The 21,465-nt window shown below is 37.9% G+C and carries 22 protein-coding genes and 1 tRNA gene; 15 read left to right on the top strand and 8 right to left on the bottom strand.

The annotated features are described in order from the left end of the window. The first annotated feature begins 60 nt into the window (after positions 1-60). From OZX60_06645 to OZX60_06625, 5 genes are all read left to right on the top strand, one after another. On the top strand, positions 61-726 hold the full coding sequence (locus OZX60_06645; protein WEV45106.1) for a metal-dependent transcriptional regulator: 666 nt from the start codon (positions 61-63) through the stop codon (positions 724-726). Between the two features lie 99 nt (positions 727-825). Next, positions 826-2,328, top strand: coding sequence for a helix-turn-helix domain-containing protein (locus OZX60_06640; GenBank protein WEV45105.1), 1,503 nt, complete (start codon positions 826-828; stop codon positions 2,326-2,328). 120 nt (positions 2,329-2,448) lie between these two features. Then, positions 2,449-3,966 (top strand): glycerol kinase GlpK, encoded by a 1,518-nt coding sequence (gene glpK, locus OZX60_06635; protein ID WEV45897.1) that lies wholly within the window; start codon positions 2,449-2,451, stop codon positions 3,964-3,966. Further along, positions 3,966-5,804 (top strand): type 1 glycerol-3-phosphate oxidase, encoded by a 1,839-nt coding sequence (gene glpO / locus OZX60_06630; GenBank protein WEV45104.1) that lies wholly within the window; start codon positions 3,966-3,968, stop codon positions 5,802-5,804. The genes glpK and glpO overlap by 1 nt, the downstream gene beginning before the upstream one ends. 1 nt (position 5,805) lies before the next feature. Further along, positions 5,806-6,510, top strand: coding sequence for an aquaporin family protein (locus tag OZX60_06625; GenBank protein ID WEV45103.1), 705 nt, complete (start codon positions 5,806-5,808; stop codon positions 6,508-6,510). A 61-nt stretch (positions 6,511-6,571) separates the two neighbouring features. Here the strand turns inward: OZX60_06625 and OZX60_06620 are convergent, their stop codons facing one another. The 6 genes from OZX60_06620 to OZX60_06595 form a co-directional block, all read right to left on the bottom strand. Beyond that, positions 6,572-7,279, bottom strand: coding sequence for an LrgB family protein (locus OZX60_06620; protein WEV45102.1), 708 nt, complete (start codon positions 7,277-7,279; stop codon positions 6,572-6,574). Further along, the gene (locus tag OZX60_06615; GenBank protein ID WEV45101.1) at positions 7,276-7,662 is read right to left on the bottom strand and encodes a CidA/LrgA family protein; all 387 of its coding nucleotides are present in this window, start codon (positions 7,660-7,662) and stop codon (positions 7,276-7,278) included. The genes OZX60_06620 and OZX60_06615 overlap by 4 nt, the downstream gene beginning before the upstream one ends. Positions 7,663-7,735: 73 nt before the next feature. Then, complete coding sequence (locus OZX60_06610; GenBank protein WEV45100.1) at positions 7,736-8,452, bottom strand: VTT domain-containing protein; 717 nt, start codon at positions 8,450-8,452, stop codon at positions 7,736-7,738. Next, entirely contained in the window at positions 8,415-9,107 is a 693-nt protein-coding gene (locus OZX60_06605; GenBank protein WEV45099.1) for a VTT domain-containing protein, read from the bottom strand. Before OZX60_06605 ends, OZX60_06610 begins: the two co-directional genes overlap by 38 nt. Positions 9,108-10,012: 905 nt before the next feature. Next, positions 10,013-10,098: transfer RNA gene (locus OZX60_06600), tRNA-Leu, on the bottom strand. Between the two features lie 215 nt (positions 10,099-10,313). Further along, on the bottom strand, positions 10,314-10,634 hold the full coding sequence (locus OZX60_06595; protein WEV45098.1) for a hypothetical protein: 321 nt from the start codon (positions 10,632-10,634) through the stop codon (positions 10,314-10,316). Between the two features lie 693 nt (positions 10,635-11,327). Between OZX60_06595 and OZX60_06590 the strand changes: the two genes are divergently transcribed. The 10 genes from OZX60_06590 (at position 11,328) to OZX60_06545 (ending at position 19,579) form a co-directional block, all read left to right on the top strand. Continuing rightward, positions 11,328-12,548 (top strand): argininosuccinate synthase, encoded by a 1,221-nt coding sequence (locus OZX60_06590; protein WEV45097.1) that lies wholly within the window; start codon positions 11,328-11,330, stop codon positions 12,546-12,548. A 25-nt stretch (positions 12,549-12,573) separates the two neighbouring features. Next, positions 12,574-13,950, top strand: coding sequence for an argininosuccinate lyase (gene argH / locus OZX60_06585; GenBank protein WEV45096.1), 1,377 nt, complete (start codon positions 12,574-12,576; stop codon positions 13,948-13,950). Between the two features lie 96 nt (positions 13,951-14,046). Further along, complete coding sequence (gene rnpA, locus OZX60_06580) at positions 14,047-14,394, top strand: ribonuclease P protein component (GenBank protein ID WEV45095.1); 348 nt, start codon at positions 14,047-14,049, stop codon at positions 14,392-14,394. Further along, on the top strand, positions 14,395-15,204 hold the full coding sequence (locus OZX60_06575; protein WEV45094.1) for a YidC/Oxa1 family membrane protein insertase: 810 nt from the start codon (positions 14,395-14,397) through the stop codon (positions 15,202-15,204). It begins immediately after the preceding gene. Between the two features lie 47 nt (positions 15,205-15,251). Continuing rightward, the gene (locus tag OZX60_06570) at positions 15,252-16,190 is read left to right on the top strand and encodes a Jag N-terminal domain-containing protein (protein WEV45093.1); all 939 of its coding nucleotides are present in this window, start codon (positions 15,252-15,254) and stop codon (positions 16,188-16,190) included. A 151-nt stretch (positions 16,191-16,341) separates the two neighbouring features. Beyond that, on the top strand, positions 16,342-16,476 hold the full coding sequence (gene rpmH, locus OZX60_06565; GenBank protein ID WEV45092.1) for a 50S ribosomal protein L34: 135 nt from the start codon (positions 16,342-16,344) through the stop codon (positions 16,474-16,476). A 173-nt stretch (positions 16,477-16,649) separates the two neighbouring features. After that, positions 16,650-16,916, top strand: coding sequence for an IreB family regulatory phosphoprotein (locus OZX60_06560; protein ID WEV45091.1), 267 nt, complete (start codon positions 16,650-16,652; stop codon positions 16,914-16,916). After that, positions 16,916-17,335 (top strand): Holliday junction resolvase RuvX, encoded by a 420-nt coding sequence (gene ruvX / locus OZX60_06555; GenBank protein WEV45090.1) that lies wholly within the window; start codon positions 16,916-16,918, stop codon positions 17,333-17,335. Before OZX60_06560 ends, ruvX begins: the two co-directional genes overlap by 1 nt. A 39-nt stretch (positions 17,336-17,374) precedes the next feature. Then, a complete protein-coding gene (locus OZX60_06550; protein ID WEV45089.1) occupies positions 17,375-17,695 on the top strand; it encodes a DUF1292 domain-containing protein in 321 nt (106 codons plus the stop codon). 141 nt (positions 17,696-17,836) lie between these two features. After that, on the top strand, positions 17,837-19,579 hold the full coding sequence (locus OZX60_06545) for a hypothetical protein (GenBank protein ID WEV45088.1): 1,743 nt from the start codon (positions 17,837-17,839) through the stop codon (positions 19,577-19,579). 30 nt (positions 19,580-19,609) lie between these two features. Here OZX60_06545 and OZX60_06540 read toward each other — a convergent pair whose 3' ends face one another. Together OZX60_06540 and OZX60_06535 are read right to left on the bottom strand one after the other, a co-directional pair. Then, positions 19,610-20,689 (bottom strand): M42 family metallopeptidase, encoded by a 1,080-nt coding sequence (locus tag OZX60_06540; GenBank protein WEV45087.1) that lies wholly within the window; start codon positions 20,687-20,689, stop codon positions 19,610-19,612. Positions 20,690-20,811: 122 nt separating this feature from the next. Beyond that, positions 20,812-21,372, bottom strand: a complete 561-nt coding sequence (locus OZX60_06535; protein ID WEV45086.1) for a GNAT family N-acetyltransferase — start codon at positions 21,370-21,372, stop codon at positions 20,812-20,814. Between the last annotated feature and the right edge of the window lie 93 nt (positions 21,373-21,465).

The raw sequence follows: 21,465 nt of genomic DNA, 5'->3' as shown, positions 1-21,465 counted from the left end.
TTTTCTCAGCAAATATCAAAAATAATGGTAAAATTGAGGGAAGAGAGGATGGGTAGATAGATGAAGAAACATGTAAATAACGCTAATCAGGAAGATTACCTAAAGGTTATGTATCAAAATGGAGGACTTCATAGTCATGTATCCAACAAGGTACTTTCACAAAAATTAAAGGTTTCTCCTCCGTCAGTATCTGAGATGCTTTTAAAGTTAGCGGAAAAAGATTACATAAGCTATACACCTTATAAGGGTGCCATCCTCACGGAAAAAGGGGCAGAAGATACGGCAAGAATCATTAGGAATCACCGTATTTTTGAAAGATTTTTGTATGATAAACTGGGTTATTCTCTAAGAGAGGTCCACAATCTTGCTGAGGAGCTGGAACATGTCAAGGATCCAGACTTCTTTCATCGTCTCTATGACTTTTTAGGTCATCCAACAACCTGCCCCCACGGAAGTTTAATCAATAAGGACCGAGTTATCTACGAAGAATATACAGAATCTCTGGCTGACTTTGATAATGGTGACCGTCTTCTTATAAAAAGATTTGATGATTCAAATTCTCTTTTGGAATTTGTTGAAGAAAATCATTTGAAGCTTAATCAGGAAATTGATCTGGTCAAGGAAGATGATCGAATTATGATTGAATCAAAGGCTAGCAGGCTACTTTTGAGCGATGACTTTGCCCATAAAATATATGCCATTAAAGATGCAAAAAAACAGGACTAAAATCCTGTTTTTTTATTTTATAGACTGGTGAAATTTTTGACAGTATTTCCAAATACTTATATGCTTGAGATAGAAAATCTTAAGTGTGAGGGAGATTACATGAGGGCAGAAGAATTACTAGACAAAAGGGAGAAGGCTAAAATTGAGCTTTTGCGTTACCTGATTTTAAATGAAAATGTTAGCCTGAGTCAATTAAGCCATCATCTTAAGCTTTCTATCAATACTCTTAAACTTTACATGAGGGAGCTTTCAGAGCTTAAGATTTCAGCAGGTGAGCAGATTAAAATTACTTCTGACGAAGGAATTTTAAGGCTTTATTTACCAAGTGGTTTAAATTTGGACCGTGTCATAGCCTATTACTTGAAGGATAGTTTGGAGTTTAACCTTCTAAGAAAACTTCTTTTGAGGCGAAAAATCTCCATCCTTTACTTAAGTCAGAAGTTTTCCATTAGTGAGTCCTCTGTTTTTAGGCGGATAAAAAGAGTTAACCATCTTTTGGAGGAATTTGGTTTATCTATTAAAAATGGAATCCTCCAAGGGGAGGAACTTCAGATTCGCTATTTTTACTTTCTGGTTCTTGAGTACATGTATCAAAATTCGACCTCTTTTTCTGAAAAGTACTTCCCAGGGGCTAGATCAAGGCAGGTTGCCAGAAGTTTTTTGACCAGTCTCTTGGTTGAGGAAACAAGTTTAGATCTTGAAGACAGGCTTTTGATTTGGCTGGAAATTAGCCGGCTAAGGTCACGTCAGGTAGGTGCTAGGGAACTTAGAGTAAAAAGGCGCTATCAGATTTTTCAGATGGATAAACTCTACCAGGATATTAAGGCATTTACCGAGTCCTATGTTAAAAATTTTAATTACAAGAATTTGGACTTTGAAAGTCTGGCCCTTTATGCCTTTGTTAACTCCTTGGGGATTTTAAATGAAAGCAGGCAGTATAGCTATGAGCTTTTAAGGAGTAAGAGATTACCCACGGCCATGCTTGATGTCTATATTAGGGAATATATTTTAAAGAATTATCCCAGTAAGAGAATTTCCCTTGATCTTGAAAAGCAGGTAGGTTTTTATCTGGCCAAAAGTAGTAACAGGCTTTACTTTTTTGACGGATCTCTAGAAAGGTATGACTGGGATAATCTATTAAAAAGGCAGGGGGAGCTAATCAACGGGGATTTATTTCATTTAGCCAGTAATTTACAGGAGATTGCTCTTAAGGAGTTTGAACCCTATAAGGATAGGGAGGCTTCTATGGGAGTAAAAAACTACCTACTAGTGAGCTACATCAATATCTTGTCTTTCATTGACTTTCATGTAAGTGAACTCATACGGATTGGGGTTGACCAAAGGAGCTTACCGATTTTTGGTTTAAATTACAGCCAGTACCTTTATAAGAATTTAGGATCCAGCCAGGAAGGAATCAGTATTGTAAGTTATGATCCTGCAGAAGATTATGATTTGGTAATAACCTGCCGGCAACTCCTTAAGGTTAAGGCCAGGTGCAGGCTTTATAGGCTTTCTGAGTATGAAAGTTATTATGATTTAAAGCAAATTGAAAGGATAGTTGAAGAAATAAAGCTTAATAAGAATAGTAGAAGATGCCTGTAAAATATGACTTTTATAGAAAAACTGTCAAAAATTGATAAGGCCAGTCCATATCTTGATGGTAAAAAATCTTAGAAAGCTATATTATATATTTATAGAAAGCGTTTACAAAAGGAGGAAATGATTTTGGAAGATAAATATATTATGGCTATTGATCAGGGCACAACAAGTTCAAGAGCAATCATTTATGATAAAAAGGGTAACCATGTGAGTAGTTCCCAAAAGGAATTTACCCAGTACTTCCCCCAAGAGGGATGGGTTGAACATAATGCCAATGAGATTTGGAATTCAGTTCAGTCAGTAATTGCAGGGTCATTTATTGAATCAGGCATTAAACCCAATCAGATTGCAGGAATTGGAATTACTAACCAAAGGGAAACAACAGTTATCTGGGAAAAGGAAACAGGAAGGCCAATTTACAATGCCATTGTATGGCAATCAAGGCAGTCGGCAGGAATTGCCAACCAACTTAAAAAAGATGGGTATGAAGATTTTTTCCATAAAAAAACAGGCCTTGTAATTGATGCTTACTTTTCAGCGACAAAAATTCGCTGGATTTTGGACAATGTAGAAGGTGCTCAGGAGCGGGCTGAAAAGGGAGAACTTTTATTTGGAACCATTGATAGTTGGCTGGTCTGGAAGCTTACTGACGGGGATGTTCATGTAACTGACTATTCCAATGCCAGCAGGACCATGCTCTTTAATATTAATGATTTAAAATGGGATCAAGAAATTTTAGACCTTTTAAATATACCTGAGATTATGCTTCCAAGGGTAGCATCAAACTCAGAGGTCTACGGAAAAACTCAAGGTTATCACTTCTTTGGAAGTGAGGTTCCAATTTCAGGTATGGCAGGAGACCAGCAAGCAGCTCTCTTTGGTCAGATGGCCTTTGAGCCAGGGATGGTAAAAAATACTTACGGAACTGGTTCTTTCATTGTCATGAATACGGGAGAAAGTCCGCAGTATTCAGCCAATAAACTTCTGACAACCATTGGTTACGGGATTAATGGTAAGGTCTATTATGCCTTAGAGGGAAGTATCTTTGTGGCAGGATCATCTATCCAGTGGTTGAGAGATGGCCTCCATATGATTGAAAAATCAAGTGATTCAGAAGCAGCTGCTAAGAAGTCAACTAATGATGATGAGGTCTATGTTGTACCAGCCTTTGTGGGACTTGGTGCCCCTTACTGGGATCAGGAAGCCAGGGGATCAATGTTTGGGCTAACTCGGGGAACCACTGATAATGATATTGTTAAGGCGACCCTCCAATCAATTGCCTATCAGGTGCGGGATGTAATTGAGACCATGGAAGCTGACACAGGTATCAGTATTCCGGTTTTAAAAGTTGACGGTGGGGCTGCCAATAATGGTTATCTAATGCAGTTTCAATCAGATATCTTAGATGTACCAGTTCAGAAGGCTGGTAATCTTGAAACCACAGCACTTGGTGCCGCATTTTTAGCCGGTCTTGCCGTTGGCTACTGGAAGGATATTGACGAAATCCGTGAATTCTATGCTCTTGGAGACATGTTTGAGGCTCAGATGGATGAGGGACGAAGAGAGAATTTATATGGTGGTTGGAAACGGGCAGTCAAAGCAACTAGATTATTTACAGATATTGAAAAAGGGGAAGAATAATGGAGTTTTCAAAGCATTCTAGAAAAGAGACAATTAAAAAAATACAGGGCGAAGAAATTGACCTATTAATCATTGGTGGGGGAATTACAGGGGCAGGCGTTGCCCTTCAGGCAGCGGCAGCTGGGATGAAAACTGGAATTATTGAAATGCAGGATTTTGCTGAAGGGACATCTTCAAGATCAACCAAGCTTGTTCATGGTGGAATTCGCTACCTTAAGAATTTTGATGTGGAAGTTGTTGCAGATACGGTAGGAGAAAGGGCAGTTGTTCAAAGAATAGCTCCTCACATTCCCAAACCTGATCCCATGCTTTTACCCATCTATGACGATGAGGGACCAACAACCTTTGATATGTTTTCAGTTAAGGTTGCAATGGATCTTTATGATAGACTGGCAAATGTTACCGGTACAAAGTATGAAAACTATACTTTGACTCCTGAAGAAGTTCTAGAGCGTGAGCCTTATATTAAAAAAGACGGCTTGCAGGGTGCAGGTGTCTATCTTGATTTTAGAAATAATGATGCACGCCTTGTAATTGAAAATATTAAAAAGGCTGTTGAAGACGGGGCTTATGCTATTAGCCGGATGAAGGTTGTTGGTTTTACCTATGATGACAATCAAAAGATAAACGGCGTTAAGGCGCGTGATTTGGAGAGTGACCAGGTAATTGAAATTAGGGCTAAACTTGTTATTAATACTGGTGGTCCCTGGGTTGATAAGGTAAGAAGTCTAAACTTTACTCGCCCTGTAAAACCTATGATGCGACCAACCAAGGGAATTCATTTGGTTGTCGATGCCAAAAAACTTCCAGTTCCGCAGCCCACCTATTTTGATACTGGAAAACATGATGGACGGATGGTCTTTGCTATTCCAAGAGAAGATAAAACCTACTTTGGAACAACTGACACCGACTACAAGGGAGATTATCTAGACCCTAGGGTTACTCAAGAAGATGTTGATTATCTTTTAGAGGTAATTAACTACAGATATCCTCAAGCAGATATCAAGCTTTCTGATATTGAATCAAGTTGGGCAGGCCTTCGTCCTCTTTTAGGTGGGAATTCTGGTTCTGACTATAATGGCGGGGACAATGGAAGTGTATCAGATCAAAGCTTTGAAAAAGTCATTGATATCGTTCTTGATTACAAGGAAGATAAGGCTTCTAAAGAGGACGTTGAAGAGGTACTTAATAATCTTGAGACCAGTAGGGCTGAGAAGGAACTCTCTCCGTCACAGGTTTCTCGTGGATCCTTCTTAGAAGTTGAAGATGATGGTTTGATTACTCTAGCTGGTGGGAAGATTACTGACTACCGTAAAATGGCTCAGGGAGCACTTGATTTAATTCGCAGACTACTTAAAGAAAAATACGGTGAAAACTTCAAAGAAATAGATTCTAAGACTTATCCTGTATCAGGCGGAGAGTTTGATAATACCAAGGTTGAAGAGACTGTTGAAGAAAATATGAAGGCGGGTCTTCTTGTAGGTCTTTCTGAAGAGGACGCAAGATATATAGCTGATTTTTACGGAATGAACTCCCTTAAAATATTTGATTTAGCTAGTAAGATGGAAGCTTATCCAGGCCTTAGTTTGGCTGAGTCAGCTCGTCTACTTTATGCCTTAAAAGAAGAGATGATTTTATGGCCTAGTGACTACCTAATGAGAAGAACAAATCATATCCTTTTTGAAAGGGATAGCCTTGATGGCCTGATAAATCCTGTTATTGATGTCATGGCTGACTATCTTTCTTGGTCTGATGGTCAAAAGGAAGCTGCCCTAAAAAATCTTAAGGAAGTGATTGCTGAATCTGATCTTGCTTATTTGAAAGAGGGAGGTAGCTAGGATGACAGAAGTTTTAGGAGAATTTGTTGGAACCTTCTTTCTGGTTCTTTTAGGGGACGGAGTTTGTGCTGCTGTAAACCTAAAAAAATCTAAGGCAGAAGGAGCAGGTTGGCTTGCTATTGCCTTTGGTTGGAGTATGGCTGTTACCATGGCTGCCTTCATGTCGGGCTACTTGGGCCCAGCTCATCTTAATCCAGCTGTAACCATAGCTATGGCCATAAACGGGGCGACTCCGGTATCACAGGTCCTTCCCTTTATCCTGGCCCAACTAGCAGGAGCCTTTCTGGGAGTCATCCTAGTTTGGCTTGCCTACCTGCCTCATTGGGATCAAACCAAGGACCAAGATGCAATTTTAGGAAGTTTTGCTACAGGTCCAGCTGTAAGAAATTACACAGCAAACTTTGTAACAGAAGCCATTGGAACCTTCGTCCTACTATTTGGAATCCTATCATTTGGCCGGCAGGATTTTGCAGGTGGAGTTAATACCTTTGCTGTTGGTGGCTTAATCTTAGCTCTTGGCTTGTCTTTAGGTGGTCCCACAGGATATGCCTTAAATCCAGCCCGTGATTTGGGTCCACGCCTAGCTCACCAGGTTTTACCAATTAGGACCAAAGGAGATTCTGATTGGGCCTATTCATGGGTGCCAATCTTTGGCCCAATTGTTGGAGCAAGTCTTGCTGCCCTAATCTTTGGCCTTCTACCTTAGACCTTAGTAAAATAAAAATCCCTTTCATAGGAAGGGATTTTTTTTATTTTTATGAAATTAACTAATAGCCTAAAATAATATGGGCTGCAAGGGGAACAAAGATAACATACATGATACCTGTCATACCAATAGAAAGTGCAGCCATGGCAGCCTGAGTTTTTCCAAGCATGATGGCAGATCCTGTTCCTACGGCATGTCCTGTTCCTCCAAGGGCGATTCCTTGAGCAACTGGATCATTTATCTTAAATAGTTTTAGAAGGGGAATCCCTAGAGCACTTGTTAGAATACCAGTTGCTACGACGACTACAATTGTTATGGTAACAACCCCGTGTATTTTGTCAGTAATCCCCATGGCCATGGCTGTAGTTACTGATTTGGGGAAAAGAGATAGCTGGGCAAGTTTTGGTAGGCCTAGAAATTTTACCAAAAGGGCTGTGATTGAGGTGTTTACCAAGGCAGCAAGCCCGATACTTATGGTAATTGATCTAATATGATGCTTCATAAGGTGAAAGGTCTTATAAAGGGGAATTCCTAGTGCTACAGTAGATGGTCCAATTAGGTCATTTAAGATTTCCCCGCCCTTATAATAATTTTCGTAGGGAATCTTAAAAATCAATAAAAAGCCAATAATTGTAAGGGTCGAAAGAAGGAGGGGATTGGTCCAGGCCCTGGGGAAGCTTTGGTTTATCCTAGATGTCAAAATAAAGACGAGGATGGTCAAGGTCACACCAAAGAGTGGTGACTGGGTTAATTCAATTAATTGTTTCAATTGTTTTCATCCCCCTTTCTAGTATCGATATAGTCCCCTTCATATTTGGTCTTAATAAATTGGACCACTCTACCCAAAACAAAGATATTGATAATCATGGTTACAAGGATGATTAAACTTATTTGCCACCAGTAGTCAGAAATCATTGCCCATTTGGCCATAATTCCGACTCCTGCTGGTAGAAAGAGGATGGTCATATTATTAATTAAAAAATCACCAACTTCTTCAATTTTATCAAGATCAAGAATTTTGAATTGTAAAAGAAGGAGGAGGACAATCATCCCGATAATACTTCCTGGGACGGGGAGGTTAAAAAAATTTGAAAGGCTATCACCAATGTAGGATAGCCCAAAAATTATTAGTAGTTGAAAATATATTTTCATGGAAATCTCCTAGATATTTAAAGTTCACACCTATCATAGTCCTTTGATTTACAAAATTCAATTACTTGAATAATTAATTTTTATTCTTACCTGCGCTCATAAGTTTCCGGTATTTAAAGATATATAAAAGGACCAGAATAATTATTAGGATAAGGGAAATGATTATAAGAATTCTGAAATTTCCCTGGAGGAGTTCTTGGCCATTGAAGGCCAGGAAAATCGCCTTAGGAGCCGACCCCAGAAGAACGATAAGCATCACCTGCTTGAAGGGAAGCTTAATAAGGGAGAGGGCATAGTTGAGGGCAACCTTGGGAATAAAGGGCATCATATAGGCCAGGCTAAGTTCAAAAATAGGATTTTTACTGGCTTTAATATATTTAATAATCCTTAAAGACTCCGCCTGAGGGGTGATATGATTGACCTTGTCAAAGATATAGATAAAAAATAAATTTCGTACTACAACCCCTATGATGCCAAAGATGCTTGATATAAAGGTCCCGTAGCAAATGCCTGTGAAGATTAGAAGAGATGAGTAGGGAACAAAGGGGGTAGCCAGTAGGATTGCTAGGGGAATGGCTCCAACAATCCCGTGTGACCTTAGCCTGGTACTTAATTCAAGCTGATTGTCTCCTTTAGAAAAGAGAAGGATAAGATCTGGCAAGTAAATCTTAACCGCCAAAAGCATCAGTAGGAGGGCACTTATGCTTGAAATGGTAATAATAAGCTTTTGTAGCCTGGTAAATTTTTTAATTTTAACTATTATCTTTACTATCTCCTTTACTGTCTTCATGTTTTTTTAAATAATAAGTTAGAAGGAAGATTACTAGGATAAAGCTTACAAGAATGATAATTCCCTTGAGGTGACCTTCAAGGATTGAATTTCCTCCGTAGGCATAAATAATTGAGATGGGAAGAGTCCCTAAAAAGATAATCAGTATTTTTTTGGAAAGGGAAAACTTGAAGATACTCAAGGTATAGTTGACCAAAAAGACAGGGATTATTGGAATAATATAGGCTATCACAAGTTCAAAACTTGGATTTTTTGAGTGTTCAATTTTTTTGACCCATTTTTTTGATCTAGCCTTCTCTGCCAAGGTAGTAAATTTACCCATAACGACAATTGAAAGTAGGTTACCGAGTAAATTACCGGTGATATTAACAAGGGTCCCTAAAAGGGGTCCAAAGGTTAGCCCTGAGAGGATGCAGATGAAGGCTGATGAGAGGCCTGGTGTAGCATTGATGATGGTTATAAGAAGGATTAGAAAAAAGATGACATTATTACCGTGGGATCTAAACTGCTCCACAAATAAATCCTTATTAGCTGACGGATTAAGAAGGAGTTTTAAATCTGGTAGGTACTCAAGAACTATTCTATATAAGATAAAGGCTGAAAGTATCAGGCTTGTCGCAACAATCATATTTCTAGGGGTCAGTAGTTTTTTCATAATCCTCTTTCAATTAAATTTCTGGTGGTTAGTCTATTATATTATTATAGCATAAGTAGAAAAAAGTGAGATAAACTTGAGGTTTGGTAGCTCTGATAAGATAGGCTGTTAAGTTAAAATTTTACTGGATTATACAAAAATTATTCATGGACAAAATCTTCAAGATTGTATAATATGTGTAATGAATAACAATCATGTTTTTAGCATAATCTTTAAGCAAGGGAGAAATTATGGAAATGGTAAAGGGAATGAAAAAAGTGAGTAAAATGAAGCATAAAAACTTATTTTTACTAGTAGCAAGTACAATTATTCTATTCCTCCTATCCCTGCCTTTTTTACCGGAGAATATTGTTTCTCATTTCAGTGGGGATGGTTATCCAAGGTCTGTCCAGAATAAATATTTGGTATTTTTATTTTTTTCGGCCTGTGATATATTGGGCACCCTCTGCCTGACTTCATGGATTGAATCAAATTTGATAGTAAAATCTATTTTTGATGAAAAAACAAGATCATTTTTGATATTATATTATCCGTTACTTTTACTGAATCTACTTATTATGATTATAGTTTCTAGTCTTAGTCTAAATGCTGTGCTTATCTTGTTTATCTTTAATTTTATGTACTTGCTTATACTGATTATTAGTTACATAAGATCTATTTTTCATAAAAACGAAATTAGATGATTTGCATCTTAGCGGTCTGTGTGAGGGTATGACTTTGCTACAATATGAAATATTCTTGGTTAGGGACAGTTAAAAGGCGACCGAAGTGGTTGCTTTTTTTGTATATATCAGAGAGAACGACACGGAAGTAATACGTGAATACCTAAAAATATAAATACCTTAGTCACCCCATAAGCCCCAGTTGACAAAAAAAAGAGCCCGTTAGGACTCTCCTATACTCAATGCGGAGAAAGGGACTTGAACCCTCACGACCTAAAACGGTCACAAGATCCTTAGTCTTGCGCGTCTGCCAATTCCGCCATCTCCGCTAATACCCTACTAGTATAACATTAGTAACCTACTTTGACAAGATTAATTTTGAAATTTTAGTAAATTTGGCTAAGCTTAAGGGATTTCTAGCAAGTAGCTTTATGGGCTATGCTAAAAGGGTGGTTAAATTTTCCTAACATATCTTCTAAAGCCTAGAAACTTCATCAGACACAAAAAAAGGAGCAAACCTGCTCCTTGATAGCCCTTTTATAATTTAGTTTGGAATAACAGAAGTCCTGTGCTCATATCTATTGGCGTGATCGTTAGCTGCACTGACAGCTGTGGATGCAAGAATGTGCTTATTGCTATAATAACCGCAAGTCCAACACTTCCAGTGGTAACCCATTCCTTTTTCATGCTCTTCCTCATCGTGGTCTGACTTAGCCAGAAGGTCAGTCGTCACAAGATTTACTTGCTGGGAGCTTACTGTCTGTAGTTCGTTGGCACTTGCTGTCTTGGTGTTTCCTAAAAATTGGAAGCCTGCAAGACCTGTAAGTCCAAGTAGACAGGCCAGAGTTAAAATTTTCTTTTTCATAAATTCTCCTTATAATAAGATGGTTCGGCGACAACCTAAACGTAACATAAGCCCTGAACTTATTCAAATTTAAACTCATCGCAGGATCAACTTATAACTTTGAGGGCCTTTGGGTCTGAGTCCCTCAGGGATTGTTTACGTCTAATTTGTCTGCCCTTTTGTTATCAGAATCTGCTAGCCAATTAGTTTCCCTTTAAAAAATCCACTAGGAATATGAGCAGGAAGAGCCTTGTTTTCTAGGAAAAAACCATGATACAATAATCACATTATTTGGGAGGATTTTATGTTTATTTGGATGGCTTGTATAATGGGAAAAGATCTAATGGTTATTGCCCTATGAAAAAAGGAAGAATTAAGCAGGTAATATTACTAATCTGCTGCTTGCAGTTGTTTTACCTAGGAGTATGTGGTTTATTAGGGGGACATTTTATCAAGGGTCCTCTGACAATAATTTTTGCTCTTTTGATGGGAATTATTTATAGCGATATTGACTCGGTTAACTAGCACTTCTAGCACCCTTTGATTGATGGGTGCTTTTTATATTTAATAAATTTTGGATTCTACCAACAAATATAAATAAAAAATAAAATATTATCTCGAAAGTAAATAATATCTGACAAAACACTTGACTAGTTTACAATAATGTATTATTATTCAGTAAAATGAATTATTATTCAATAAAAGGAGAAGGAAATGTCAGAGAAAGAAAAAATTATCTTAGCTTATTCAGGGGGACTTGATACTTCTGTTGCCATCAAGTGGCTTGCTGAGGACTATGATGTTATAGCTGTCTGTCTTGATTTAGGTGAGGGTAAGGATTTGGATTTTATCCATGATAAGGCCCTGAAAACTGGAGCTATCATTTCAAAAGTGATTGATGTTAAAGATGAATTTGCGGAAAACTGTGTCCTCTATGCCCTGCAAGGTCATGCCTACTATGAGCAAAAATATCCCTTGGTATCAGCCCTATCGCGCCCATTAATTTCTAAAAAATTGGTTGAAGTGGCCCATGAACACGGAGCAACAACCATTGCCCATGGTTGTACTGGTAAGGGAAATGATCAGGTTAGGTTTGAGGTTGCAATAAACGCCCTAGATCCTAGTCTTAAGGTCATAGCCCCTGTGCGTGAATGGAAGTGGAGCCGGGAGGAGGAAATTGAGTATGCTAAGAATCACGGAATCCCAGTTCCTGCAGTTCTAGATAGTCCTTATTCAGTGGATCAAAACCTTTGGGGACGGGCTAATGAGTGTGGTATCTTAGAAAATCCTTGGGCTGAAGCCCCTGAGGATGCTTACGGTATAACCAAGGCTATAAGTGACACACCTGACCAGCCAGAATATATTGAAATTACCTTTGAAAAAGGAGTTCCTATTGCCTTAAATGGAGAAAAATTAAAACTTGCTGATTTAATTGAGAAGTTGAATGGCCTTGCTGGTAACCACGGAATTGGCCGGATTGATCATGTGGAAAATAGACTGGTTGGTATAAAGTCTCGTGAAATTTATGAGTGTCCTGCTGCGGTGACCTTATTAAGTGCCCACAAGGAGTTAGAAGATTTAACAACAGTTAGGGAAATGTCACATTTTAAACCTATTATTGAAAATGAATTTTCAAATCTAATTTATAATGGACTTTGGTTTAACCCAGCAACTGATAGTTTGATTTCTTATATTAAGGAAACCCAAAAACCTGTTAATGGAGTAGCCCGGGTTCGTTTATTTAAAGGAATGGCCGTAGTTGTTGGAAGAAAATCACCTAATTCCCTTTATGATGAAAATCTAGCAACCTATACAAGTTCTGATACCTTTGATCAGGATGCTGCTGTTGGTTTCATCAAACTTTGGGGTCTACCAACAAAGGTTAACAGCGAGGTTCAGGCTAAGGTTCTTAAAGAGAGCAAGGAAAACAAGTAAATAAGTAAGGATATAGGTAAGTAGGATGGATGAAAAACTTTGGGGTGGTCGCTTTGAAGCTTCACTTGATGATTGGGTGGAAGAGTTTGGGGCATCAATTGATTTTGATAAAAAAATGGCTCAGGAGGATTTAACAGGAAGTCTGGCCCATTTAAAAATGCTTGCTCAAACTGGAATTTTAAATAAGGAAGAAGCTGAGATTATCGGGGCAGGACTTAAGGTTGTTGAAGCTAAGTATGAGGCCTCAGAGATTGAATTTGATAAATCCAATGAGGACATCCATATGAATATGGAAGTCCATCTGCATAAGGAAATTGGAGCTCTAGCAGGCAAACTTCATACGGCTCGTAGCCGGAATGATCAGGTTGCAACTGACATGCACCTGTATCTTAAAAAAGTTCTCTTAATGGTTAATGAAAAGCTTACAAATTTGCGAGAGGTTTTATTAAAACTTGCAAGTGAGCATACTGAAACCATTATGCCTGGGTATACTCACCTGCAACATGCCCAGCCCATAAGTTTTGGTCATCATCTTCTTGCCTATTATCAAATGTTTACAAGGGATGCTGAGCGTTTTACATTTAATCTAAAGCATACTGACTTGTCACCTCTAGGAGCAGCAGCTCTTGCAGGGACAACATTTCCGATAGACCGAAAGCTTACAGCAGATTTACTAGGTTTTGAAAAACCCTATGAAAATTCCTTGGATGCTGTAAGTGACAGGGACTTTATCCTTGAATTTTTAAGTAATTCAAGTATTCTTATGATGCATCTGAGTCGTTTTTGTGAGGAGATAATTCTTTGGTGCAGTAATGAATTTAATTTTATAAGCCTTTCTGATAAATTTTCAACAGGGTCAAGTATCATGCCCCAGAAGAAGAATCCTGACATGGCAGAATTAATCAGGGGTAAAACAGGCCGGGTATACGGCGATTTAATGGGTCTGTTAACAGTAATGAAGTCTCTTCCCTTGGCCTATAACAAGGATTTACAGGAAGATAAGGAAGGGATGTTTGATACAGCAGATACCATTATGAAATCCATCGATATTATGGCTGGGATGCTTGAGACTATGACAGTAAATAAGGATGTCATGGAAGAGTCAACAAAAAGTGATTTTTCAAATGCTACAGAGCTTGCTGATTATCTAGCAGCAAAGGGCCTGCCTTTTAGAAAGGCCCATGAGCTTGTTGGAAACTTGGTCCTAGAATGCAGTAAAAGAGCCTGTTACCTGCAAGATTTACCACTTGATTACTATCAAAGTTTGTCAAATTTAATTGAGGATGATATCTATCACTACCTGGAGTCTAAGACTGCTGTTAGCAGACGTAATTCCTACGGAGGAACGGGATTTGACTCAGTTAGGGATCAGATAAAAAGAGCCCAAAAACAAGATTTTTAAGGAATTAAAGCCTAAAAATGTACCGTCTGTGTACGTTTTTAGGCTTTTATGTTATAATCGAGGAGATTGAATGTAGTTTAGTAAAGTGAGGATTCAATGAAAAAATCATATCGAATCAAAAGTTCCCAAGACTTTCAAAGAATCTTAGGAAAAAGGAACAGTTTTGCCAATAAGAAATTTGTTATCTACAAGGATGATGCCCAAAAGGATAATTTTAGGGTGGGGATATCGGTAGGAAAAAAACTTGGTAATGCGGTTGCTAGAAACAGAGTAAAAAGACTCATTCGCCATGCCCTAATGGAATTTTCTCCTAATATTCAGGATTTTGATTTTTTAGTTATCGCACGTGCGGGTGCTGAGGATTTAAACTTTGTAGATCTTAAGAAGAACCTAAAGCATGCCTTGAAACACGCAAATATTTATAGAGATGGAGATTTAGATTAAGTGAAAAAGAAATTAGCTGGCCTAGGAAGTCTAGCAATGCTTCTAGTCCTTACAGGATGCGGAAGAAGTGATGTTACAGCAGCCTCGCCTGGAATTTGGGAAAAGATGGTTTATGCCTTTGCCCAAACAATTAAATTCCTATCTTTTGGTGGCTCAATTAGTATTGGTATTATTTTATTTACCCTAATAATTCGAACAGCCCTCTTGCCTTTGATGAATATTCAAATCAAGTCAAGCAGAAGATTACAAGAGATTCAGCCCCAATTAAAGGCCCTTCAGGCTAAGTACCCTGGAAAAGATCCGGAGAGCCGTAGACTTCTTAGTGAAGAAACACAAATTCTTTATTCAGAAAATAACGCCAATCCAATGATTGGATGCCTTCCGCTTTTAATTCAGCTTCCAATTTTAACAGGGCTTTACCAAGCTCTAACCCGTGTTGATTTTTTAAGGGATGGTCATTTTTTATGGCTTGATATCTCTCAAAAGGATCCTTACTATATCCTGCCTATTCTTGCAGCTGTCTTTACCTTTATTAGTTCATGGTTGACCATGAAGGCTACAAGTGAGAAAAATAGTATGACTACAAGCATGACTTATTTACTGCCTGTGATGATTCTATTTATGTCCTTAAATATGGCAAGTGGGGTAACCCTTTACTGGACAGTATCAAATGCCTTTCAAGCCTTCCAGACCTTGATTTTAAATAATCCATTTAAGATTCAAAGGGAGCGGGAAGCAAGCATTGAGGCGGAAAAAGCCAAGGTTCGTGCCAAGGAAAAAGCCCTTAAGAAGGCTAAGAAGAAAAAATAATAGCTAATAGTTTATTTATATAGGAGAACGAGTTTGAAGGAGAAAATATGACTATTTTTACTGGTGAAACGGTTGAAAAAGCAATTGAAAGAGGTCTTAGGAGACTGAATGTTGGCCGTGAAAAAGTTCATATAAGTATTGTTCAGCATGAGAGAAAGGGCTTTCTTGGTTTTGGAGTTAGAAGGGCCCGTGTAGATATTGAAATAATCGATGAAGAGACCCAGAGAAGGGCCGATTATGAGGTTCTCAAGGGAAGTCGAATAAAAAGTTTTGACCGTAATAAGAAGGTTAAAAGTAATAAGGATTTAACCCTTGAATTAAGTCATGTTGTTAAGGCTGTCCGCCTGGCTGAAAAAGAAAGTCAAGCTGGACTAAGTGATCTGGAAAAAGAATTGATCATGAAGGAGGCCAGGGAAAGTTTTAATCTGGCCCTGGATATAAATTTGCCTCAGCTAAAGGAAACAGTTCCCGAGGTTCCTAAAGAAGATCTAGTTACGCCAGTTATTTCAGAAAAAACAGCTGAACCCCAAAATAAGATTTTAATTGAGGTCGAAGAGTATTTACTTGAAATAATTTCAAATATGGGTATCAAGGCCTCTATTGATTCTTCTTACATGGAGGATGATAGGCTTATAAAAATCGATTTAAATTCTGACCAGGGAGGCCTGTTAATTGGTAAGCATGGTAAGATTTTACAAAGTCTTCAGGTCTTAACCCAGGCCTATGCAAGCCTTCTTGCTAAAGATTATATCAAGATAACTATCGATGTTGCGGGATATTTAGTCAAACGAGAGGTTTACCTCAAGTCCTTGGCCCGAAAATCAGTTGAAAAGGCTCTGGCTGGAGAGATTGTTGAACTTGAGGATCTTCAGTCCCATGAAAGAAAATTTATTCATAATCTTATCTCTGAAGAAGAGGGAATCACGAGCTATTCGACAGGCCAGGATTCAAAAAGATCTGTTATTGTTTGCAAGGAAAATAAATAACAGACTACAGGTTAGCTTTAGGGGATAAAATTGTGAAAGATGGTATTGACAAAGCAGACTAAAATATATTAAAATAGTTTGGTATGTTTAGTATTCGAACAAGTAAAGCCTAGGCTAGACATAAATAGAATAAAACAGGAGGAATCAAGAAATGAAACGTACTTACCAACCAAGTAAACGTAAACGTCAAAAAACACACGGTTTCCGTAAACGTATGTCTACTAAAAACGGACGTCGCGTATTAGCGTCTCGTCGTCGTAAAGGACGTGCAGTAATCTCTGCATAATAGTTAAATAAAAATCGTAGAGCGAACTCGAGCGCTTGCGATTTTTTTTATTTTTAAAAGTTTTTATCCACTCACGCAGAAAGCTTTTATAGGCTTTATTTGGGGTAGGATAATTTGAAAATATCTCTAAAATACCTTATAATTAGACCTATAGTTAAGAAAGAGGTGAGATTATGGGATTCACAGATGAAACAGTTCGCTTTGAATTTGATGATTCAAGCAAAAAAGAGATGAGTGAAACTCTCCTTTCCGTTTATAGGGCGCTTGAAGAAAAGGGTTATAGTCCAATTAATCAAATGGTAGGTTATGTCTTATCAGGTGATCCGGCATATATCCCTCGTCACAATGATGCTCGGAACATGATCCGTCGTTTTGACCGCGATGATATTGTTGAAGAGTTAATCAAATCATATTTAAAGAATCAAGGTGCAGATATTTGATGGAGAGAATTTTAGGCCTCGATGTGGGTAGTAAAACTGTAGGAGTGGCTGTCAGTGACCTGCTTGGTATTACTGCTCAGGGTCTTGAAATCATAAAGATTGACGAAGAAGCTGGTAATTTTGGCCTAGAGCGTATGGATGAGCTTGTAAAAGAGCAAAAACCAGGCCGTTTTGTTTTGGGCTTACCTAAGAACATGAATAACACCCTTGGTCCAAGGGCTGAGGCTAGCCAAAAATACGGTGCTCTTTTAGAAGAGCGTTACGGCCTTCCAGTTGATTATCAGGATGAGCGTTTATCAACAGCAGAAGCTGAAAGGATGCTTATTTCAAATGATACCAGTCGCGGTAAACGTAAGCAGGTTATTGATAAACTAGCTGCGGTAATTATCTTGCAAAACTATCTAGAGATACATAGATAGGCAAGTAAATATAAGTAAGAGATTAGAAGAGGGAAAACAATGACAGAACACAATCATGATCATAATCACGACCACAATCAAGAATTTATCACTTTGATTGATGCAGCAGGTAATGAGTCACTTTACGAAATTCTTTTAACTATTGACGGTCAAGAAGAGTTTGGTAAAAATTATATTCTTGTTGTTCCAAGTGGAGCTGAAGAAGATGAAAACGGCGAAATTGAAATTCAAGCTTATGCCTATACTCAAGATGAAAACGGAGTTGAAGGAGAGCTTCAACCAATCGCTGAGGATGCTGAAGATGAATGGAATATGATTGAAGAAGTATTTAATTCATTTGTTGAAGAAACAGAAGAATAAAAAAATCCTGGGAGTAATCCCAAGATTTTTTATTTTTGAATCGTGCTATTATTTAAAAGTTAGTAGACCTTTTTTTAGCTTGATTGCGAAAACTTCCTTTTTTTGCTATTATTGACTTAATATTTTGGAGATGGAGTTAAGATGAGTAGAAAAACCTATGCCCGTCGTTTCAATAGAAACGAGCATGATAACAATGAACCCATAGATGAATCCCTGAAGGATAGCGAAAATTTAGAATCAACCCTTGAGTACCAGGAGGATGATTTCTTGGAAGAAGAGACGACAAGGAGCCGGTCAGCTTACGATGATAACCAGGAATATGTTGAAAGTTTTAGAAAGCTTAAGACTTACCCTCTGGTAATCCTTCTGTCTATTTTGGTGTCCTTTACTTTTAAATCAATGCCCTTAAATCCTTTTAGCCCAGCAAGTAAGGTTGCTGAAAACCTTTATTCTGGTTTTGCTATGAATCACGGACAATTTCCTTATGAAAATTTTTACTCAAATGATGGGATTGTTTTCTTTTTAATCAATCAATTGGGAAATATTACTTCTGATACCTGGGTTCTATGGGGGATTGAGCTATTTTGTCTGATTTTTTCTTCGGTCATGCTTGGTAGACTCGTCCTTAAAAACGGGGGGTCTTATAAATTAGCTAGAATTTCTAGTGTTTTTAACCTCTTACTCATTTTTGTTTTAGCTGGAGGAGGAGATTCATCAGCCCAATTTGCTGTGCTACCTTTAATAGCGTCTGTTGATATCTTACTTGATTATTTTAAGGGAAATATCTCTGATAGGAGATTCTTCCTATTAGGTCTTTACCTTTCTCTGGCAGTTCTTATTATGCCTGTGGTTTCTATTTTTGCTCTTGTAGCAATCCTTGCCTATTTGGTCCAAGGTTTTAGAAAGAGTTCATTCAGCCGGGTTTTCTACCAGCTCATGCTACTAATTTTAGGTGCTATGCTTGTTGTTTATCCAGCTTGTTACTTGCCTTTAAAAGATCAATATTTAGGTCTTGCCTATGAGCAAATGTTTGTCCTTCCATTTAAAGGTATGAATTTTGATGCAGAAGGTTTAAAAACTGCTGGTATCTATCTTCTTGCCTTTGTAAGTTTATTTGGATTTAAGATTGTAAGTGGTCTAAAAGCTAGAAAGCCCTTCTTTTTAACCTTGGTAGTAAGTGCAGTTCTTACAATTCTTATCTTGGCTTTCTTACCTGATAATTCTTTTGCGTCATTAATTATCATTCTTCCTCTAGTGATGCCTTTTATACCAACAATGCTTAAGGACGTTCCCAGACGAAAACTTAATCTGGTTAGCTACCTTGGAGCCAATAAATTTTTACCACTTGTAGGTATTTTAGCTCTTGGGGGATACTCTGTTTGGGGCCTTGTGCAAAGTGTTGATTCTTACAATCAGGAAGTAATGGTTGCTAATCTTATTGATAGTTCAAGTAAAAGCGATGATAAAATTCTTGTTATTGATGATGGTAAGGATATTTACAATCTATCTGAAAGGGTGGCTGTAGCTATGCCAGTTCCAGCCTACTATCCAGCCAAGTATACAAGTGATTTTAACCACCGTTTAAATGAGAAAACAGCTAAATTTATTATTATTGACAGTAAAAAGGAACATTCAGAAGATTTAGCTCGAGTTTTAGAGGAGGCCTACCTGCAGGTTCAATCTGAGACATCAAGTTTTAATATCTATGAAAAGGCGATTAATACTGATGAGCCTGCTAATTCAGCTAATCAACCAGCTACTAGTGAGTCAACACCTGAAGCTAGTTCAGAGACTATTGATGTCAGCGGACTGATTATATCTGATGATGAAATGCCTATAGACACAAACACAGACACAGATATAGATATAGATTCTGGCAATTAAAAAAATCCTACGCGAGTAGGATTTTTATTTTTAGTATTCTTTAATTTCAGCGACAGTTTTATCGTCTAAACGACGGGCTACCTCGGTTAAGAGTTTAACTGTGTTTAAGTAATCGTCTTCGTGGATGATTGAAGTATGGCTGTGTAAGTAACGTACAGGAACAGTTACAGCAAGGCTTGGTACACCATTATGACTTAGATGCATTTTACCAGCATCAGTTCCACCGCCAGCAATTACTGTTAATTGGTAAGGGATGTGTAAATCATCAGCTACATCAGTTACAAAGTTTAAAAGTTTTTGATGAGGAATCATTGAAGCATCAAAAATAAGAATTTGAGGTCCTTTACCAAGGATACTATCAGCTTCTTTAGGAGTCATTCCTGGAGTATCACCAGCTGTACCAGTATCAACAGCAAAGGCGATGTCTGGGTTAACTAAGTGAGTCAAGGTTTGAGCCCCTCTTAGACCAACTTCTTCTTGAACGTCAGCACCAAGGAACATTTGATTGTGGACTGTGTCGTCACCTTTAAGGTTTTCAAGAACTTTAAGGACAATAGCAGTTCCAATACGGTTATCCCAGGCCTTACCAAGGAGGAATTTACCACCATTTAAACGAGTTGCTTCAATTCTTGGTGTAATCATGTCACCAGGACGAATTCCAAGGGCTTCAACCTCTTCACGGCTTGACATACCAAGGTCAATAAACATGTCTTTAATGTCATAAACCTTGTTGCGAACTTCAGCGCTTAAAACATGTGGTGGTTTAGATCCTGTAACACCTTGAATCTTGTCACCTTTTCTGGTTGTAATGGTAACCTGTTGGGCAAGCATTACCTGTGCCCACCAACCACCGATTGTTTGAAATTCAATAAATCCATTATCCGTGATTTTTGTTACCATGAATCCAACCTCGTCCATGTGGCTTGCCATAAGGACACGTGGTCCTTCTTGACCTAGGCGTGCAACAACACTTCCAAGACCATCAAATTCAATGTCAGAAGTATATTTTTTAGCTTCTCTTTTGAAAATTTCGCGGACTTCACCCTCATGACCGGCAATACCATCGGCATTACTTAGTTCATATAAAAATTGTTCTTCGTTAATATTCATTTCTAACCTCCTAAAAGTCAAGTCCATTCTAACATAAGTTTTTTATATATTAAAGTGTCGCTGCTTTTTCTTGGTCATACTAAATCTTGAAAACTTTTGGGCCTATTTCACTTTGGATTAAATTATGGATTGGTATTCTTAAAATTGTAAAAGTAAATATCCTTATCTGACCATTTGCCAAATTCAAACATGAAATTTTTTCTGGTAACTTCAAAAGTAAATCCAAGTTTAGCCAGCAAGTTTTTAGATGGAGTATTTTCAGGACTTACATGCGCTTCAATTCTATGAAACTTTAGGTGCTCAGAAGCAAATTTTAAGGTAGCCTGTAGTGCTTCAAAAGCATAACCTTGCCGCCATAAGTTGTTGTGGATGAGATAACCGATTTCTCCCCAGTCCATATTTCCTCTAGCAAGGGTTGCAATATCAATCATACCAATATGCTGCCCGCTCTTTTGATCAAAGATAGCAAAAATGTAGATGTTATCATTTTCTCTAAGCTTGTCATGCTTTTTGACCAAATTGTTGAACCATTCTTGATTGCAAATACTCATATCCAGTAAACCTTCATCGAAAATATTCTGTGATTTTTGACGTTTGGAGTATCCAGTAAACCATTCTTCATAGTCGGTAGTTTTTAAGGGTCTGATAACTAATCTATTGGTGAAAATTTTTGGCAACTGCATTATTGAGTCCCGTCCTTAGAATAATATTTCCCTCTAATCTATCATAAATAGATTGAATATCAAAATAATAACTAATCTCTATCTATACTACAT

This window comes from Streptococcaceae bacterium ESL0687 (assembly GCA_029392475.1).
GTDB lineage: Bacteria > Bacillota > Bacilli > Lactobacillales > Streptococcaceae > Floricoccus.
This window is presented reverse-complemented; position numbering and strand designations above follow the sequence as displayed.

Bases quoted from the DNA above. Each gene is read 5' to 3' on its own strand.
- OZX60_06605 (WEV45099.1), bottom strand. From the start codon at position 9,107: ATGAAAAAACTACTGACCCCTAGAAATATGATTGTTGCGACAAGCCTG.
- argH (WEV45096.1), top strand. From the start codon at position 12,574: ATGGATGAAAAACTTTGGGGTGGTCGCTTTGAAGCTTCACTTGATGAT.
- OZX60_06595 (WEV45098.1), bottom strand. From the start codon at position 10,634: ATGAAAAAGAAAATTTTAACTCTGGCCTGTCTACTTGGACTTACAGGT.
- OZX60_06625 (WEV45103.1), top strand. From the start codon at position 5,806: ATGACAGAAGTTTTAGGAGAATTTGTTGGAACCTTCTTTCTGGTTCTT.
- OZX60_06540 (WEV45087.1), bottom strand. From the start codon at position 20,689: ATGAATATTAACGAAGAACAATTTTTATATGAACTAAGTAATGCCGAT.
- OZX60_06645 (WEV45106.1), top strand. From the start codon at position 61: ATGAAGAAACATGTAAATAACGCTAATCAGGAAGATTACCTAAAGGTT.
- rpmH (WEV45092.1), top strand. From the start codon at position 16,342: ATGAAACGTACTTACCAACCAAGTAAACGTAAACGTCAAAAAACACAC.
- OZX60_06610 (WEV45100.1), bottom strand. From the start codon at position 8,452: ATGAAGACAGTAAAGGAGATAGTAAAGATAATAGTTAAAATTAAAAAA.
- OZX60_06570 (WEV45093.1), top strand. From the start codon at position 15,252: ATGACTATTTTTACTGGTGAAACGGTTGAAAAAGCAATTGAAAGAGGT.
- glpO (WEV45104.1), top strand. From the start codon at position 3,966: ATGGAGTTTTCAAAGCATTCTAGAAAAGAGACAATTAAAAAAATACAG.
- OZX60_06545 (WEV45088.1), top strand. From the start codon at position 17,837: ATGAGTAGAAAAACCTATGCCCGTCGTTTCAATAGAAACGAGCATGAT.
- OZX60_06615 (WEV45101.1), bottom strand. From the start codon at position 7,662: ATGAAAATATATTTTCAACTACTAATAATTTTTGGGCTATCCTACATT.
- OZX60_06560 (WEV45091.1), top strand. From the start codon at position 16,650: ATGGGATTCACAGATGAAACAGTTCGCTTTGAATTTGATGATTCAAGC.
- OZX60_06590 (WEV45097.1), top strand. From the start codon at position 11,328: ATGTCAGAGAAAGAAAAAATTATCTTAGCTTATTCAGGGGGACTTGAT.
- rnpA (WEV45095.1), top strand. From the start codon at position 14,047: ATGAAAAAATCATATCGAATCAAAAGTTCCCAAGACTTTCAAAGAATC.
- OZX60_06535 (WEV45086.1), bottom strand. From the start codon at position 21,372: ATGCAGTTGCCAAAAATTTTCACCAATAGATTAGTTATCAGACCCTTA.
- ruvX (WEV45090.1), top strand. From the start codon at position 16,916: ATGGAGAGAATTTTAGGCCTCGATGTGGGTAGTAAAACTGTAGGAGTG.
- OZX60_06640 (WEV45105.1), top strand. From the start codon at position 826: ATGAGGGCAGAAGAATTACTAGACAAAAGGGAGAAGGCTAAAATTGAG.
- OZX60_06550 (WEV45089.1), top strand. From the start codon at position 17,375: ATGACAGAACACAATCATGATCATAATCACGACCACAATCAAGAATTT.